This window comes from Halothermothrix orenii H 168 (assembly GCF_000020485.1).
Lineage (GTDB): Bacteria > Bacillota > Halanaerobiia > Halanaerobiales > Halothermotrichaceae > Halothermothrix > Halothermothrix orenii.
In genome coordinates this window covers 1,841,551-1,858,808 of record NC_011899.1, presented here as the reverse complement: position 1 = coordinate 1,858,808, position 17,258 = coordinate 1,841,551, and the positions used below count along the sequence as shown (strand labels likewise).

Sequence of the window (17,258 nt, the reverse complement as noted above, 5' to 3'; positions counted from 1 at the left end):
CGTTTACAACTAATTATCATACATTTTTATTATGACATTTGAGAATTAGATATATTAAAAAAGCCTGCTTTCATTAGCAGGCTTTTTTTAATGTTCTTAATCAATTTTAAAATAATCCTCAAGGTAAACAAAAAACACCTTTTTGATTTCGTATTTAAAAGGGATGGAGAATCTATTGCCTGTTACAATTTTTTTAAGAACAGGGTCATTATCCATATAATAATCATCCCTTAGCTCAAAAAATTGCCTTTCACTGTAACATTTATTTTTTATTTCTTTGATAGAATAGGATTTTAAAGTACGTATAAACTGATTTTTAAGGGGGTTAAGATTTATACTCCCGTTTTTTACCAGATACCGCTCTAATTCGTTAACAACCATGTCACCAACAACTTCTGGGTCTGTTTCAACCCAGTATACTACATATATAAAGCCTTTAATGGTCTGGTTATTATATTCAAATTCAACCGGTAATCTGGTTTCCATTTTATGTTTATTTTCATACGGTATTTCTGCAACATTTTTAATTATAATACCACCAATAATAATGACAATCATCATAACCACTATAAATTTCCAGTTTTGCTTAATAATTCGAATTAAATATCTGTCACCCATGAAACCACTCCTTTTATTTCTTATTTCTCTATCAGGGCAAATATTCCTTTTATTTCCCGGGAAATCAGTTTTATTAGGAAAAATTTAAATATTACAAAATTATGTAAGGTTATTATTTAAAGTTTAGTTAGTTTAACATACAGGTTATACCTTAAAAATAAAAATCCACCCCAGGGGTGGATTTTAAAAAACTACTACTTTATTTTCTAATATATTTATATTTTAATTTATATCTTATTTAATCAAATAAATAATCGACCCCGAAACTTAGGGTATAGTATTCATCTTCAAAATCCAGTAGAGTCGTACCTTCTATTTCTAGACTTTCAGAAATAGATTTCTCTCCCTCTATTATAAAATAAAAATCTGGACTATTGCCTGTATTTAGTACAGTTGAAAAATCTAAAGAAAGGGACGGTTCTGGTGTATGTTCTATAATATTCCTTATAAAGGTGTTTTTATTATCAGTGTATTTGCTTATATACAAAATATAATTTGTGTTTTTGTTAAGTACATGTTTATATGCTCCTTTAAAGCGGAAATAGTCTTCATATCTGGATTTGAAAAAAGAACTTAACATCAATTTAATGTGTTGCCTATCATTAATTTTATACTTAAAACTATTATAAATGTTTTTGTCAAGGTAACCATCATTATACTCAAGAAGTAGGTGGTTATATAAAGTCAGCTGGTCGTTGATTACCTTATCAGAAAGCAATTTTAATGACATAGAATTACTGGTACTATTACTTGTTTTATAAGAATATTGGGATAGGCCACCTTCTATAGAAAGTCTTAAACTATCTCTGTTGTAAAAATGGTGTTTTAGCTCAATATAATGGGCAGTGTAGAAGTCATAATTATGAAAATTATAGTCCAGTCGAGTTGTGTCCTGAAGGCCGTAATTTAAATTAAAGTGTGTATCTATATGTTGAATATTACTGGATAAATTACCGGGTGAAATATTTATACCTAAGGCACCCTCTCCTTTAAGATAACCGGTTTCAGTATTATCCTCAAACCCATCCCAGACATCAGCTTCAGTAACAGGCTGAATACAAAGGATAATTAACATAATTGTTGCCAAAAATAAATATTTTTTCATAAGTTATACCCCCTGATGTAATTGTATTTAAAAAAAATCAAAAGACTAATTAACAGTACTAATAAAATTTCTCTTCTGGATTATTAATTCCTTTAAAAAAAACCAAATTAGTCCTTTTATTCTCCTGGGTTAGTACATATTTCACAAAATCTCATATAAAAAAGGAAAACAGGGACAGGATAACGAATTATTATTATGAATGATAAAAAAGCCCTGTAAAGTTTTTAGATAATAACTGGTTATAAGTTGGGGGAGGAAGAACAATGGACAGCCTGGTCAAGGCTTTGCTGGTGGCTTTGAAGCTTAATTCTAAATATACTTATCATCATTCCAGGGCTGTAGCCCAGTATAGTATGGGATTATCCCACCTCTTAAAACTCGATGAAGGGCATATTGAGTTTATAAAAAACACTGCATTGCTCCATGATATTGGAAAGATAGGAATCCCTGACTCAATACTGAACAAGCCCGATACCCTGACTATTAATGAATTAAAAATTATAAAAGACCATCCTAAAATGGGGTTTAATATTATTGAAGAATCAGGATCATCCCTTAAAAAATATTTAAAACCGATATTGTACCATCATGAACGGTTTGATGGAACCGGTTATCCTCTGGGGCTTAAAGGGGAGGATATTCCTCTTGAGGCCAGGATAATAAGTATTTGTGATTCCTTTGAAGCCATGACCGCCCTTCGTCCCTATAAAAAGCCGATGGATTATAAAGAGGCCTTAAAGGAGTTAGAAAAAAATGCTGGAACCCAGTTTGACCCATATCTGGTAAAACTCTTTATAAAATATTTTTCTGAAATTATTGAAAATGTCGATTTATATAAATATAAAATTGGTTAAAGAACATATTTTTCTATAAAATAAGGAGGTTTTTCAATTTTACTATAGAATTTAAATATACATACAAATCTATAATTAAAGTAAACATATAGAAAGGTATACGCAAGGGGGATTACTAATGAAGGTAAAAAAAGCAATAATACCGGCAGCAGGCCTTGGAACCAGATTTTTACCGGCTACAAAAGCCCAGCCTAAAGAAATGTTGCCGATAGTTGATAAACCGACTATCCAGTACATTATAGAAGAAGCAATCGAGGCCGGGATTGAAGATATCTTAATAATTACCGGTAAACATAAACGGGCTATTGAAGACCATTTTGATAAATCAATAGAACTGGAGCTGGCTTTAGAAAAAAAAGGGAAAGATGACCTGTTAAAAATGGTTAAGGATATATCAAATATGGTCGATATTCATTATGTAAGGCAGAAAGAACCTAAAGGGCTTGGTCATGCTATTTACTGTGCCCGGACATTTATCGGGGATGAACCCTTTGCAGTCCTGCTGGGGGATGATGTCATATATTCTAAACGAAGTGTTATCGGGCAAATGATAGATGTCTTTGAAAAGAGGGAAGAACCGGTTATAGGTGTCCAGCAGGTTCCTGAAAAGGAGGTCAGTAAGTACGGTATTGTCAAATATGACCGACAGGAAGAGGATATATACCATATTGAGGACTTAATAGAGAAACCGGATATAGATAAGGCCCCCTCTAATCTGGCTATTCTGGGTCGTTATGTTATTACTCCCGATATTTTCCCGATCCTGGCCCGGACAAAGCCCGGCCGAAATAATGAAATTCAGTTAACAGATGCTTTACGGGAACTTGCTTCAGAGAGGAATATGGTTGCCTATAACTTTTCAGGCAAAAGGTATGATGTGGGTAATAAAATGGGTTTTCTCCAGGCAACAGTAGAATATGCTTTAAGGAGGGAAGACCTCGGGGATGAATTTTTTAAATATCTGGTTAATTTAATGGAACAGGAAGCAGAAAAAAGGGGCCACTCTACAATTGTTAACTCCAGAACAGGTTAATAAATTTATTGCATAACAGGAACAGGTATTTATCATATAATAGAGGTAAGAGGTGGGTAAAGTGACCAAAATTATGTTAATCCTCTTCAGTATGGCCCAGATGAGTAAGTCTATAGATTATTCATTAAAGCTTGCCTCTGAAAATGAGGCCAGCCTGGATGTCAAATTCATTATAGAAGAAAAGATCCCCAGGACTTTATCTTCCCTTGTTATGTATACAGGATTTCTCGGGGAAAAAATGGGTGAAGATATTGAGAAAACCCTGCTTGAGGAATATTATAACCGGGCCCGGAAGGTGTTAACCGAAATAAAGAAAAGGGCAAAAGAGTCTGATATTGATTATGATACTGAAATTGTGAAAAATGGTTCTCTAACATACTGTTATCAAGAAATAAAGAATAATAACATAGATTATTTGATTATTAATTACACCAGGGATCGATTTATTTCGGAACAGGTCCTGGATTATTACCTGGAAGATTTTCTGAGCGATTTAGAAATACCTTATGAATTATTTTATGATGGCAGTAAAAAGATGGGATAAATTCACCAAATTCCCCCCGGTATCATAAGATAATTTTAGCATGGGTATTAGGGGGGACTGGTTTTGAAAGTATTGGTGACCGGAGACAAGAAATTCTGCAGGACTTTTGTTAAGAAACTGGGTACCAGATACCGGGTTATTTTTTTAGGAAGAGATGACCTTGATATTACAAATACCCTGGAAGTGGAAAAAAAGATACTTGATGTCTATCCTGATATAGTTATTCACTGTCTGGCCCTGGATGATATTGAGGCCTGTGAACGTGATAAAGCAATGGCCTTTCAGATTAATTCTTACGGTGCCCAGAATGTTGCCATTGCTTCCAGTATGTGTGAGGCTAAACTTGTTTACATAAGCACCAGTCATGTTTTCAGTGGCAGGCTTAATAGACCTTACCGGGAGTCAGATGAGCTTCAACCGGTAAATGTTTACGGTTTATCTAAACTACTTGCTGAAAATTTTATTAAAGAAATAAACAGGAAATTTTTTATTGTAAGGACTGGCTGGCTTTACGGGCCGGGCCGGGATTCTCTTATAGGCAAATTGATTGAAACTTCAAAGCAGGAAAAAACAGTTGAGCTTCCCGGTGACAGATATGATACTCCTACCTTTATTGGAGATCTGGCCCATATTATTGGACGGTTAATGACTACTGATTTTTATGGTACCTATCATATAACAAATAGTGGCTACTGTAGCCTGTATAGCTGGGGCCTGGAAGTAGTCAGGGCATTGAAATTAAATGTAAATATTAAAGAGGTAACCCTGGAACACCAGTCTGGTCTGGTTAGAATACCGGAATATACAGTTCTTGATAATAACCTGGTAGCTAATAAACTTGGTATCAGGCCCAGGGGCTGGAGGAAGGCCCTGAATTCTTACCTGGTTGATTATTTAATATATAATTCTATAAACAGTGTATCTTAACCATATCTTCATCAGTTTTAAATCAGGGTCTTTTATTATTGATTTTTTTGTGGGCAAAACCGGGCTATGACTACAATACAATTTTATATTATAAAATTTTGGTTACATAAAAATAGTATTCAATAAATAAAGGAGAGGATGATTATAATGAAAAAAATTGCTGTTATGATTACAGCCCTTATGTTAATGTTATTTATAACAGTTCCGGCTGGTGCCAGTAACCTGACTGCCAAGTCTTTTGCCATGGGTGGGGCTTTTACAGGGGTTGCTGATGATATCAGTGCCGTACTTTATAATCCGGCCGGTTTAAGCCAGAGTGGACTGGTTGGTATTTATGTTAACGGTGGGACTTATGCCTCTGACTTCGGTAAAATAGCTGATCTGTTAGAGGTTTCAGAAGCAATTAACAATGATGATGTGGTTGAAGTATACAAGAAATTCCCTGATGGGGCCTATTTTGGTGGACAGGCCTTCGTTGGCGGTAATTTCAGGACCTTCGGGGTTTCAATCAATACTGATAGTTATATTCAATCTACCCAGTCAGGGACAACTGCAAACCTCAGCAATACCACAACAACTGAAGGAATAGTTACTTTCAGTAATGAACTCCTGGAGCCACCTTTAAACCTGGGGGCTTTATATTACGGGGTAAATCTAAAGTTTAATAGAACCAGTAAAATAAGCTATGATGTCGATAATATAAATGTTTACGAGAAGATGGGTAGTGGTACAGGCTATGGTCTAGATATTGGAGTCCTGGCTAAAGTTACCGATTTTGTTAAAGTAGGGGCCCAGGTAAGAAATTTAGTGGCTACCGAATATGAAGTTACAGGTGATATAACTGAATATACCTATACTTCTGAGAGCTGGGAAAGCAATCCTGCAGGAAGCTTCAGTGAAAAAGTAAAACCGGGGCGGACCATGAGAGTAGGGGCTGCTGTTCATATTCCAGTTGTAAATGCTACAGTGGCAGCTGATATTGAAAATTTTCCGCTGTTAACTGAAGATGAAAATGCCGAGCAAATAATTCACCTGGGATTTGAGAAAAACTTATTCTTTAATGCCCTGTCACTCAGAGCTGGAACCTTTGAAAAAGATAATACGAAATATTATACCGGGGGTATAGGGCTCAATTTTACCGCATTTCATCTGGATCTTGGCCTGGGAAAAACAGATGAGGATACCTACACCGCCCTTCTGTCCGGTAACATTAAGTTTTAGTAAGATAGTCGTAAAGTAAGATAGCTTAGTGCCATGAGGAAAGGTTATTAATAAAGCACCCTGTTTGCGGGTGCTTTTTTTGTTACCTGAAGATATTATTTAGAGGGATTTGTTTGCTGTTATCGAATTATATATAAAAAGGTTATAATTTTTAGGACATTCATCCAGTCTCTTAGAGTTTTTTCGAAGAAAAGGGAGTGATTTCATGAAAAAAATAATTTTAATAATTATGGTCCTGTTAATTGTACCGGGATTGCTGGCAGGTTGTTCTAAAAACCCGGTTACCGGGAAATATGGACCGGCCTGGGATGTTACCTTAAAACTCCCTGTTGTCGGGGGGACAAAAACCCTCGGGGATGTGGTCGGTGCCGGTGATTTTAATACAGTAGGGTATACCATTGATACCTCTACTAACGAATTTCAGTCGTTTTTTATAGATGGGACTGAGGAAAAACCTATAACCAAGGATATAGAGGTTGGTCTGCCTGAATTAACTATAGACAACTCGAGTCCTTTAGTTTCCTTTTCAGATAATATAACTTTGTATCAAACATCTGATACCCGGAGTATAGAATTTCCCCTTGAAATCCCCTTTAAATCTGTAGAATTCGGGGATTCAGGAGGTACCGGAAATAATATAACCTTTACCATCAGTAATGTTTCCGGTACTATTGATAACCTTGAAATAGAGATTGTTGATAATAGCAGTGGTGGGTTTATTAACAGTGTTTCTTTTATGGGCCTGAATGCAGGGGAAAGTAAAACAGTGAATCTGGATAGAGAAGTTTTGACCTCTGATGCAGAGTTAAGGCTTGTCTATTACCAGAGTTTCGGCAATGCTACCTTTGATCTGGAAGTGACCGGTTTAAATTCAATAACTGTTTCCAGAATTGAAGGGATGCCTCTAGCTGATAGTAACCTCGGTAGTTTCAGTATGACAGCCCCCCTGGACCTGGGAGAGGCAGCATCTATCGACCCTGTTAATAACACAAATGCTAGATTAACATTGACCCTTCAGTTACCTCAAAGCAGTGATATTGATTTGAATTTTGAGACTATATCTTTAGGGAGCCAGAGTTTTAGTACTGTTGATGGAAATTATGTATACGAGAGTGGTACTTCCATTACTCTCGATGGAGATCTGGTTCTTGATGGTTCTTTTACTTCCTCGTCAGATACTATTAATTATGATGCCGGGGATACCATGGTCATCGGTACGGAAATTGTAGGAAGGGCCCAGCTCTATAGCTCTTCTGATATTGATATCAGTGTTGATAATGAGGGTTTCATATACTATGAAGCTGAACCGATGCCAGTTGAAATAGACCAGGAAGATATTGAAGATATTACTGATAATTATCTGAAAGATATATATTTATATACCTCTATATTTAACAATATGGATGTAAATGTATCTGCAGACATGTATCTCAGCAATGATCCCGGTATTAATCCAGATGATTCCAGTACTTATTCAATTCTATACCAGGAGAGTAATAAGGTAGCATCATTACTGGAACTTGTTAGTGGAGAAAATAATGACAATAAATTAAGTATGAATGATATGATCGATAAAATGGAGACAATGCTTACCAATCCACCTGTGTACCTCGGGATTAAATTTAAAATGGGTGGTAATACACAGGCAGATGGGATTTATGAATTTAAATCAACTGATACCCTTGATACTAAAGGTTACCTCGGGGTAACCTTGAAGGTTAACCAGTAGAAGGAAGGTGAAATAGATGAGGAAAAAAATTAATATAAGCTTAGTGCTGGCCTTTATACTGTTCCTGACCTGTTTTGCCCCCGGGAGCAGTGCGAAAACCGCAAAAATAGTGGGCCTGGGGCATAATTTTGTTACCCTTGACGGTACCGCAGCTTTATATGCCAACCCGGCCCTGGTTGACCCTGACGATGATGTCTTTACCCTGGAAGTGGGGGGGCAGGCCAGTATCTGGAATAATGGACTTCCGAGCAGTTATTTTAATAAATACCTGGATGAAGAATTAAAAAACGATATTCTCAATACTATTGGGGATGATGGACTCCTTTTGAAAATTAGTGGGAATCAGAAGGCCCATATGATTATTAAAAATGTTGGCCTCTTTGCCGGTTTCAGGGAAGATGGGATTTCTACCATATCCAGTGATATTATCGATCTGATTTTGAACGGGAATAAGTTAGATGAACCCCATAACCTGGATGGAACTCATGGGTCTGCAGGGATTTATCTGGATACCGGGTTCAATCTTTCTTTTAAAGTCGATTATATTGCTGATAAACTTAACTGGGAAGAATTCCGCATCGGTGGTACCTACCATTACCTCTATGGAGCTTTTGGGAAGGTTGAGGCCAGTGGTGATCTCCTGGTTAACTGCGAAGATGGTCCCGGTGTTGAAAGTGATGGTGTTTTTGAACTTAAATACCCCAGAGGTGGGGGAAAGGGGTTTGCCCTTGATTTTGGACTGGCAGGAAAGATAAATGATAAATTACAGGTTGGCTTTAGCCTCATGAACCTCGGTTCCATAACGGGGATTGACCCTTATTACAGTGAATATACATATACTTATGATTCAGAGACAGGTGAAGGTGACTTTGAAGAGGTTTCTGATAAACCGTTAACCGGTGATCTTGTTTATAAGTTACCCCTTACTGTGAATCTCGGGGCCAGTTACCAGTGGAAGGACTGGATTACTTTTTATGGAGACTACTCCCACATCAATTATGATACTGGGGAGAGTGAACATAAATTTGCCGGTAGTACTGAAATTTCTTATCCCTGGTTTTTACCATTGCGGTTTGGGGTAAATTACTCAACCCTGCAGAAAGATTTAATTTTCTCGAGTGGTCTAGGAATTTATCTGGGTCCCTTCCAGATTGATGCTGGATTTTCTGACCTTGGAGCTTTATTTAATAATTCAAAAAGCCTGGATATGGGGGTAGATGTACGGCTTGCTTTTTAAATTTAATTTTAATTTTTAAATTTAATTTTAACTTGTTTTTATAAAAAAGAATTCATATAAAAGAACCTCATATTACCCTTCATCTTACAGGATGGAGGGTTTTATTTAACGACTAATAGAGTAATTTATTTAATATGTTAATATAAAAAAGAATTTTAATGAAAGGAGAGGATTTTGATGAAGTTAAAATGGTGGGGCCATGCTGCCTTTCAAATTACTTCTGAGGACGGGTTAAAAATCCTGACTGACCCCTATGATGACCAGGTTGGGTATAAACCAATTGTTGAAGAAGTAGATTTAGTTACTGTAAGTCATGACCATTTTGACCACAATGCAGTAGATATTCTCCCGGGCAACCCGGAGGTGTTCAGAAAAACCGGTACTTTTGATTATAAAGGAATCAAGATTAAAGGGGTAAAATCTTATCATGACAAAGCTGGAGGTCAGGAAAGAGGAGAAAATATTATCTTTACGGTTGAGGTAGATGGATTCAGGGTCTGTCACCTCGGTGACCTCGGTCACCTACCTGATGAAGCCCTTATCAAACAGATAGGGGATATCGATATTCTCCTTACCCCGGTGGGTGGAACTTTTACCATAGACCATGAGGAGGCCTATCAGACAACCCGGATACTTAACCCTTCAATCATTGTACCCATGCATTTTAAAACGGAAGTATTAACCTTTGATATAAGCGGGGTGGAAAGGTTTACAGATCATTTCCCACCGGAGCAGGTTCAGGTTATAGGCGATTCAGAGATAAATATAAAAAAATTGCCCGACAAACAAGTAATTTGTGTCCTTGATTATCATTAAAAATACATTTTATACTTGTCGAAAGTGGAAGGTCCAGTGAAACCAGGAGCGTGGGCACTCTGGCAACGAAACTAGAAAATTGGGTTAAAATACCCTTAAAATATCACCCCTCCCTGCATAATTAAAGTTATGTTAATCCACTATAATAATATGAGGAAACAAGAACAGGGCAAGGAATTGAATTATCAGATGCTGGAATTGGTGAAAACCATGTTATTGTCAGGGGTTTTAAGGTAAAGCATGTTCAATATAAGATTAAAAAAACAGGGAGTGGGTCAATGCAAATTACAAAATACCTTATTGAAAAGTATATGGGTGGTTTTATAGACAGGTTAGTTGAAGACAAATATACCGAAAATCTATGGGAAATGTACGGGACCACTGAAAAGATATTCCCACGGACCCTGGTGGAAACTGCCATGAGGGCCAAACAGGGAACTCCCCTAGAAAGGCCCTTCGGTACTCCCCAGCATTTTTCACCATGGTATAAGCTTTTATTTAACCCGGTACACCTCTTTAAAATGCCCACTGTTGATAGTGTTCAGGTGGATACATCGGTAACCCTGGGTCCTGGTGCCAGCAAACCACTAACCCTTGATATCCCTATTATGATAAGTGGAATGTCATATGGTGGGGCCCTGAGTAAAAAGGCCAAAATTGCCCTGGCCCGGGGTGCTTCTCTTATGGGGACAGCTACCAATTCCGGGGAGGCCCCCCTGCTGGAAGAGGAAAGGGAAGCCGCCTGTTATTTTATTGGTCAGTATAACCGGGGAGGATGGATGACCGGGGATATGCTGCAAAAGCTGGATATGGTAGAAATACAGGTTGGACAGGGGGCCCAGGCCGGTGCTCCCATGAAAACAAAGAGTAATAAAATAGGTCCGGAATTCAGGAAATCCTTTCATCTTAATAAAGGCCAGAATGCGCTGATAGATGGGAGACTCCCCGGTATTAATAGTGCTGAGGACTTTATAGAACTTGTGAAAAGACTTAAAGAAAAGGTTGATGTTCCTGTCGGGCTTAAGTTTGCCGCGACCCATCACCTGGAAAAAGAGCTGGCCATTGCCGTAGAAGCCGGTGTTGACTTTATAACAGTAGATGGGGCTGAAGCCGGGACCCATGGAGGGCCGACTATTCTTGAGGACCACTTTGGATTACCGACTCTTCATGCCCTGTGCCGGACGGTAACTTTCCTGGAAAAAGAAGGTTTAAAGGATAAAATTTCAGTCATTGCCAGTGGTGGGCTTTTAACTCCGGGTCATTATTTAAAGGCACTGGCCCTGGGAGCGGATGCGGTTTATATAGGAACAATTGCGGTTATGGCCATGGTTAGCAGTCAGATAAAAAAGACCGTTCCCTGGGAGCCACCGACCGAATTGGTTTTATATTCCGGGAAGCAGAAAAACGAACTTGATGTAGATAAGGCTTCCCTCAATCTGGCCTATTATCTTAAATCCTGTGTTAAAGAGATGGAACTGGCCATAAAAGCCCTTGGCAAGGAGAAAATATCTGAAGTGGATAAAAAAGATCTATGTGCATTAACAGAAGAAGTTGCCAAAATTACTGGGGTTGAGCTTGTTTATCTTCCATAAAAATAATTATCTTTTATTGAATTAGTTTCCGGAAAGGGTTAAAGTGGTATTAAATGAATTTAAATAAGAATATCTATAAAACTCAATTTTATAAGTCTGAAAAAAAGGTGGCAATAAGCAGGAAAATTAACCATTTGTCCAGAAGTGTTTATTAAAAATCGGACTTAAAAAATCGGACTTATGTAAACAGTATAAACTTATTTGTATATATGTCTCGTTTATACGCGTCCAGAATTCAATTAAGCCTCATCCACATGTACTTAAAAAGAAATAAAAGTGGTCAAAAACTTTAGATAAATAATTGGATATACAGATTTATTAATAATTACACATACCGCTAATAATAGAACATAAAGGTGGAAGTTGGGTTTGAAACTGGAGAATATGGAAAGAGATAACTTCACTGAAAAAAATACAAAGGAAACAAAAGGATACCCGGGTCCAGAAACAGAGAAGATGCTGGTCCTTGGCCTCGATGGTGTTCCTTACTCCTTTTTAAAAAAGGCCATCTCAAAAGGGGTTATGCCCAATGTAGCCAGGTTAATTCCAGGAGGACAGTTTAAAAAGATTAATTCTGTTATTCCCACGGTATCATCTGCTGCCTGGGCCAGCTTTATGACCGGACTGGATCCAGCCGGTCATAATATTTTTGGCTTTGTCGATAGGTACCCTGACCCCTTTCAACAATTTATACCTACTGCAAGACACAGAAGGGGGAAGCCCCTGTGGGTAGAACTGGGGGAGGCTGGTAAGAAATCCATTGTCATAAATGTCCCTGTGACCTATCCTCCTGATGAGATAAACGGGGTTATGATTTCAGGTTTTCTGGCAACCAACTTGAAAAAAGCTGTATATCCAGATAATATATATAGTAAACTTCAGGAAATGGGTTATATTATAGATGCCAACACCTGGACAGCCCGTAAATCAAAAAAAGAGTTTTTAAAGGAATTACATGAAGTCCTGCAACGTCGATTCCAGGTAGTGGAGTGGTTGATTGAAAACAGGGACTGGGATTATTTCCACTGTCATATCATGGAAACAGACAGGATCAATCATTTTTTTTGGAGAGACCAGGAAGAGAAAACCAGTTTTGCTGAAATGTTTTATGATTTTTACCGGGTTCTAGACAGGTACCTGGGAAAGCTGATTAAAAGATTCGAAGATAGGACTGATATAATTCTTTTATCAGACCATGGTTTTTGCACAGTACACCGGGAAGTCCAGTTAAATAGCTGGCTTATGAAAAAAGGATATTTATTATTTGATACCGATTCCCCTGCATCTTTGAGGGATATGTCCCCCCGGAGTAAGGCCTATAGCCTTATCCCGGGCAGAATATACATTAATTGCAAAGGTAGAGAAGAGAAGGGAACTGTAGGGGCTGGAGAGTATTTTGAGCTTAGAGAAGAGCTGAAGGAAAAGTTATTAAATATAACTGATAATGAGAGGGGATGCCCGGTTATCAAGGATGTCTTTTTCCGGGAAGAGATATATAATGGACCATATCTGGAAAGGGCTCCTGATCTTCTGGCTGTACCCTGTTGCGGCTATGATTTGAAGTCAAATGTAGAGCAAAGCAGCGTCTTTAACAATAGTTTTATCAGTGGAATGCATAGCTATGATGATGCCTTTATATTAAGTAGTGGCCGTAATTTAAATTTAGACAGGATAAACAGCATAAAAGATGTAAAGACTATTATAATAGAAAAATTTACTAAATAAATTAAGAGGTGCGTCCTGTGGAATTGTTAATGGTAATATTAAGTTATTTATCTGGATCTCTATCACCGGCTATTATGATAGCTAAAATAAAAGGTGTTAATATCAGGGGCAGGGGTACCAGAAACCCCGGTGCCTCCAATGTATATAAATTGATAGGCCCGGTCTGGGGTGTTCTAACCGGTGCCCTCGATTTTATAAAAGGTATTATTCCAGTTTACCTGGCAAAAGGGGTATTTAATTTTAGTAATCAGTTTATAATACTGGTAGCCTTTAGTGTTATTATCGGTCATAACTGGCCCCTGTTTTATGGATTTAATGGTGGTCGAGGACTGGCAACAACCCTTGGTACCATGGCTGTGGTAGGGTTTGTACCGGGAATTATATCTTTTGTTATTGGTGGAGGGTTGTGCTGGTATCTTACCAGTAAATTTGATAAAGAGGTCAGGATACCTTTTGTGACCTATCCTTTATTCCTGTTATTAACCTATTATATGTTACCCCAGTTTATAATATATGCTGCAGGTATTATGGCTATTTCTTATTTAAGGGCATATCAGGTAAGATTAAGGTAAAAGAAAGGGGATGCAGAAATGTCCGGTAGAGTTTTAGTTATTGGAATAGATGGTGGAGAGTTTTCTCTAATTCGAAAGTGGATAAGACAGGGGAAACTACCCAATTTAGAAAAAATCACAAAGAAAGGGAGTTATGGTTATCTAACCAGTACTATTCCCCCTATTACCGGGGCAGCCTGGTCCTCATTTCAGACCGGTACCAATCCCGGAAAACACGGGGCCTTTAACTGGTTTAAGAGGGTCAAGAATGCTTATAAAGCTACTCCGGTTAATGCTACCGATATTGCTGAACCAACCCTCTGGGAGATTATCAGTAAATTTGATAAAAAAGTTGGAGTTATCGGGGTTCCGGTTACATATCCTCCGGGAAAAGTAAATGGTTATATAATCCCCGGACTTTTAACTCCCAGCAAGTCCAAAAAACAAAGTTATCCGGCCGATTTTATAAAAGAGGTTAGAAAAATAGTTCCTGATTTTAAATTTTCGCCTAAAGAATGGACCAGGGGCTATATGCCCCGGAAATGGGTTAAAGAAATGATTGAGGATGTAGCCAATAAAACAAAATTAACAGCACATTTAATGAAGGAAAAGGCCTGGGATTTCATGATGGTCCATTTTATGGAGACTGACCAGGTTCAGCATTTTATGTGGCACCATTTTGAGAAGAAGGAGAAGACCTGGAATCCTGTTTTAAAGATATACCAGGCTGTTGATAGGGCCATTGGCACCCTCAAAGAAAGCCTTGATAGTGATGACACCCTGTATATAATGTCTGATCACGGGTTTGGACCCCTGCGGTATAATTTTCATATAGATACCTGGCTATTAAAAGAGGGTTATATTAAGTTGAAGAAGAATATCCCCACTGCCCTTAAAAAGTTTTTATTTAATCTTGGTTTTACCAAAGAGACTTTTTACCCGGTCGGAGAGTTTTTATACCCTGTTTTAAGAAAATATGGTCTCCTGGAGACGGTTCTGGATCTTGTCGGGAATCCGTGGCTGGAGCGGTTGTTCCTGTCCAGCCATAATGTTGACTGGAAGAGCACAAAGGCATATTCCCACAGTGAAATTGGCCATATTTACCTCAATATTAAGGGGAGAGAACCCCGGGGAATGCTTGAACCTGAAGAGGCTGAAGAAGAACGGGAAAAAATAATAGAAAAATTAAAAAACCTTAAAAACCCATTTACCGGCAAAAAAATTACCAGTAAGGTATTCAGGGGTGAAGAGTTGTATCATGGCTCAAAGGTTAACGGAGCTCCAGATATAGTATTCCTTCCTGATGATATGGAGATTCTGGGTAAAGGTGCCTATGAATTCTTATCCCACCATGTGGTTAGCAAATCAAGGTCCCAGTCTGGTCACCATCGTTTGAAAGGGGTCCTCTTTGGGATTGGTCCGGGTATAAAAAAAGGTTATGAGGTCAGGGATGCCCATATTATGGATATGGCCCCAACAATCCTTTACCAGATGGGGTTGCCAATTATGGATTATATGGATGGTAAGGTCCTTAATTCCATGTTTGAAGAAAAATATTTAGAAGAAAATGAAAAACAGTATACAACCAAATCAAGCCTCGGTATTGAGGATAGAGAGGCCCTTGATGAAGAAGAGGAAGAGGAGATGAAAAAACGCCTCAAAGGCCTTGGTTATGTATCTTAAATTTTCTGATTGAATTTTCCTGTCCAGTCTCTGTGTTGATTAGAGGTTTGAATTAAAAAGGTTTATTAGGTCCAACTTAAAAATATGGTTCTATTAAATTAGAATTAAAAATATGGTTGTATTAGATAAGTTATAGTATATTTTATAATAAAACCCTGCAGGTATAAACTGCAGGGTTGCTTTTAATTATGAAAAATCGTGATTTATTGGTTTTTGCGGTTCTGCATCTTCTGTTTGGATTTGTACTGGGGTTCCTGTTTTTCTACATAGTTGGTCCGTCCAGAGACACTATTGATTAGCTGTTCCAGCTGACGGGCCCCATTGGAAAAGAGTTGCTGGGCATTTTTATCCTGAGTTTCCAGGGCGAAGGTTTCCATATCTGCTTTAGCACTGCGCAGAGAGGCCAGGGTTTGATGGAGTTTATTTCCTACGGTCAATTTATCACCTCCTTCCCTGCTTCATTATTTTATAATGCCCGGTGGGACTTACTATAATTAAATTATTAAATAGAAATTTTTATAAAGGGTTAACATAAGAATTAAGTCGGGGAAAAATATTAAAAAAATAATAACCCAGAATTTAAACTCCGGGTCGATTTTTCTTTATGATATTTTCATAAAAAATCTAAGGCTGATTAAAATAAAGGGGGATAAAAGACTGTGAAGGTATTATTGACTTTTGATTTAAAAGATAAGTATATAGAAAAGGTTAAAAGGGAAGTACCGGGTGTTGATATCATTAGATGCCCTGATATTGAAGATTACGGGAATAAAGTTCAGGGTTGTGAAGTGATGCTTACTTTCTCTGATATAAACCTGGAGGTTATAAAAAATAAAGCCACAGACCTGAGGTGGATACAGACTTGGGTAGCCGGGGTAGAGAGTCTTGTGACTCCTCAAAAAGTAAAGTGGTTCAGGGATAATAATATAATTTTAACCACAATGAGCGGTATTCATGGTGATGTTATTGCTGAACATGTTACCGGGATGATAATTTCGTTTAGCCGTAAGTTTAAGGATTTTTACCGGCTACAGAAGCAGAAAAAATGGGAGAGGTTAACTGTAGACCGTCTAAAAGGGAAAACCCTTCTGGTAGTTGGTCTGGGTAGTATTGGAAGGGAGATAGCGGCCCGGGGTAAAGCCTTCAAAATGAACGTAACCGGAATAAAACGGGATACCACCCGACCTGTTAATAATGTTGACAGTCTATATACCCCTGATGAATTATTAAAAGCCCTGTCAGAGGCAGATTATGTAGTCTTGAGCATGCCCCTGACACAAGAAACAGAGAATATGTTTGGATATCGAGAGTTTAAAGAGATGAAGACTGATTCATATCTTATAAATATTGCCAGAGGGGGTGTTGTCAGGGAAGATGACCTGATCAGGGCGTTGGATGAAGGCCTTATTGCCGGGGCAGGGCTCGATGTATTTACAGAAGAACCTCTACCCCCGGAATCTCCCCTGTACGAAATGGATAACGTTATTATAACCCCCCATGTGGCCGGTGTTTATCCTGAATATAATGAAGAGGCGATAGAAATTTTTATAAAAAATCTAAAGAGGTATCAGAAAGGTGAAGATTTAATTAACCGGGTCAATTATAGCCGTGGGTATTGATATA

Annotated in this window: 16 protein-coding genes; 13 read left to right on the top strand and 3 right to left on the bottom strand. The window is 37.9% G+C overall.

What is annotated here, in order from left to right:
- Positions 1 to 96: 96 nt before the first annotated feature.
- Both HORE_RS09050 and HORE_RS09045 read right to left on the bottom strand, forming a co-directional pair.
- Positions 97 to 618 carry a hypothetical protein gene (locus HORE_RS09050; protein WP_015923459.1) on the bottom strand — a complete coding sequence of 174 codons (522 nt, stop codon included), beginning with the start codon at positions 616 to 618 and terminating at the stop codon, positions 97 to 99.
- A 238-nt stretch (positions 619 to 856) separates the two neighbouring features.
- Complete coding sequence (locus HORE_RS09045) at positions 857 to 1,723, bottom strand: hypothetical protein (RefSeq protein WP_015923458.1); 867 nt, start codon at positions 1,721 to 1,723, stop codon at positions 857 to 859.
- Positions 1,724 to 1,986: 263 nt separating this feature from the next.
- Between HORE_RS09045 and HORE_RS09040 the strand changes: the two genes are divergently transcribed.
- The 12 genes from HORE_RS09040 to HORE_RS08985 all read left to right on the top strand — a co-directional run bounded on the left by HORE_RS09040 (position 1,987) and on the right by HORE_RS08985 (position 15,635).
- Entirely contained in the window at positions 1,987 to 2,577 is a 591-nt protein-coding gene (locus tag HORE_RS09040) for an HD-GYP domain-containing protein (RefSeq protein WP_015923457.1), read from the top strand.
- A gap of 118 nt (positions 2,578 to 2,695) precedes the next feature.
- Complete coding sequence (galU, locus tag HORE_RS09035; protein WP_015923456.1) at positions 2,696 to 3,610, top strand: UTP--glucose-1-phosphate uridylyltransferase GalU; 915 nt, start codon at positions 2,696 to 2,698, stop codon at positions 3,608 to 3,610.
- 61 nt (positions 3,611 to 3,671) lie between these two features.
- The gene (locus tag HORE_RS09030) at positions 3,672 to 4,154 is read left to right on the top strand and encodes a hypothetical protein (RefSeq protein ID WP_041606030.1); all 483 of its coding nucleotides are present in this window, start codon (positions 3,672 to 3,674) and stop codon (positions 4,152 to 4,154) included.
- A gap of 63 nt (positions 4,155 to 4,217) precedes the next feature.
- Positions 4,218 to 5,081: an SDR family oxidoreductase gene (locus tag HORE_RS09025; protein ID WP_015923454.1), complete on the top strand. Its 864-nt coding sequence runs from the start codon at positions 4,218 to 4,220 to the stop codon at positions 5,079 to 5,081.
- Positions 5,082 to 5,228: 147 nt separating this feature from the next.
- Positions 5,229 to 6,302, top strand: a complete 1,074-nt coding sequence (locus HORE_RS09020) for a PorV/PorQ family protein (protein WP_015923453.1) — start codon at positions 5,229 to 5,231, stop codon at positions 6,300 to 6,302.
- 205 nt (positions 6,303 to 6,507) lie between these two features.
- Positions 6,508 to 8,031 carry a hypothetical protein gene (locus HORE_RS09015; RefSeq protein WP_015923452.1) on the top strand — a complete coding sequence of 508 codons (1,524 nt, stop codon included), beginning with the start codon at positions 6,508 to 6,510 and terminating at the stop codon, positions 8,029 to 8,031.
- Positions 8,032 to 8,047: 16 nt separating this feature from the next.
- A complete protein-coding gene (locus HORE_RS09010) occupies positions 8,048 to 9,268 on the top strand; it encodes a DUF5723 family protein (RefSeq protein ID WP_015923451.1) in 1,221 nt (406 codons plus the stop codon).
- A 177-nt stretch (positions 9,269 to 9,445) separates the two neighbouring features.
- Positions 9,446 to 10,084 (top strand): MBL fold metallo-hydrolase, encoded by a 639-nt coding sequence (locus HORE_RS09005; protein WP_015923450.1) that lies wholly within the window; start codon positions 9,446 to 9,448, stop codon positions 10,082 to 10,084.
- A gap of 278 nt (positions 10,085 to 10,362) precedes the next feature.
- Entirely contained in the window at positions 10,363 to 11,676 is a 1,314-nt protein-coding gene (locus HORE_RS09000; RefSeq protein WP_015923449.1) for an FMN-binding glutamate synthase family protein, read from the top strand.
- A 369-nt stretch (positions 11,677 to 12,045) separates the two neighbouring features.
- On the top strand, positions 12,046 to 13,401 hold the full coding sequence (locus HORE_RS08995) for an alkaline phosphatase family protein (RefSeq protein WP_050748619.1): 1,356 nt from the start codon (positions 12,046 to 12,048) through the stop codon (positions 13,399 to 13,401).
- 17 nt (positions 13,402 to 13,418) lie between these two features.
- Positions 13,419 to 13,973 carry a glycerol-3-phosphate acyltransferase gene (locus tag HORE_RS08990; RefSeq protein WP_015923447.1) on the top strand — a complete coding sequence of 185 codons (555 nt, stop codon included), beginning with the start codon at positions 13,419 to 13,421 and terminating at the stop codon, positions 13,971 to 13,973.
- Between the two features lie 18 nt (positions 13,974 to 13,991).
- Positions 13,992 to 15,635, top strand: a complete 1,644-nt coding sequence (locus tag HORE_RS08985) for an alkaline phosphatase family protein (RefSeq protein ID WP_015923446.1) — start codon at positions 13,992 to 13,994, stop codon at positions 15,633 to 15,635.
- Between the two features lie 203 nt (positions 15,636 to 15,838).
- Here the strand turns inward: HORE_RS08985 and HORE_RS08980 are convergent, their stop codons facing one another.
- Entirely contained in the window at positions 15,839 to 16,072 is a 234-nt protein-coding gene (locus HORE_RS08980; protein WP_015923445.1) for a DUF1657 domain-containing protein, read from the bottom strand.
- A 222-nt stretch (positions 16,073 to 16,294) separates the two neighbouring features.
- Here HORE_RS08980 and HORE_RS08975 point away from each other — a divergent pair, with 222 nt between their 5' ends.
- The gene (locus HORE_RS08975; protein WP_015923444.1) at positions 16,295 to 17,254 is read left to right on the top strand and encodes a D-2-hydroxyacid dehydrogenase; all 960 of its coding nucleotides are present in this window, start codon (positions 16,295 to 16,297) and stop codon (positions 17,252 to 17,254) included.
- The last annotated feature ends 4 nt before the right edge of the window (positions 17,255 to 17,258 follow it).

Excerpts from the sequence above, each read along its gene's own strand:
- HORE_RS09050 (WP_015923459.1), bottom strand. The coding sequence starts at position 618 with ATGGGTGACAGATATTTAATTCGAATTATTAAGCAAAACTGGAAATTT.
- HORE_RS09045 (WP_015923458.1), bottom strand. The coding sequence starts at position 1,723 with ATGAAAAAATATTTATTTTTGGCAACAATTATGTTAATTATCCTTTGT.
- HORE_RS09005 (WP_015923450.1), top strand. The coding sequence starts at position 9,446 with ATGAAGTTAAAATGGTGGGGCCATGCTGCCTTTCAAATTACTTCTGAG.
- HORE_RS09015 (WP_015923452.1), top strand. The coding sequence starts at position 6,508 with ATGAAAAAAATAATTTTAATAATTATGGTCCTGTTAATTGTACCGGGA.
- HORE_RS09000 (WP_015923449.1), top strand. The coding sequence starts at position 10,363 with ATGCAAATTACAAAATACCTTATTGAAAAGTATATGGGTGGTTTTATA.
- HORE_RS09020 (WP_015923453.1), top strand. The coding sequence starts at position 5,229 with ATGAAAAAAATTGCTGTTATGATTACAGCCCTTATGTTAATGTTATTT.
- galU (WP_015923456.1), top strand. The coding sequence starts at position 2,696 with ATGAAGGTAAAAAAAGCAATAATACCGGCAGCAGGCCTTGGAACCAGA.
- HORE_RS09010 (WP_015923451.1), top strand. The coding sequence starts at position 8,048 with ATGAGGAAAAAAATTAATATAAGCTTAGTGCTGGCCTTTATACTGTTC.
- HORE_RS09040 (WP_015923457.1), top strand. The coding sequence starts at position 1,987 with ATGGACAGCCTGGTCAAGGCTTTGCTGGTGGCTTTGAAGCTTAATTCT.
- HORE_RS08985 (WP_015923446.1), top strand. The coding sequence starts at position 13,992 with ATGTCCGGTAGAGTTTTAGTTATTGGAATAGATGGTGGAGAGTTTTCT.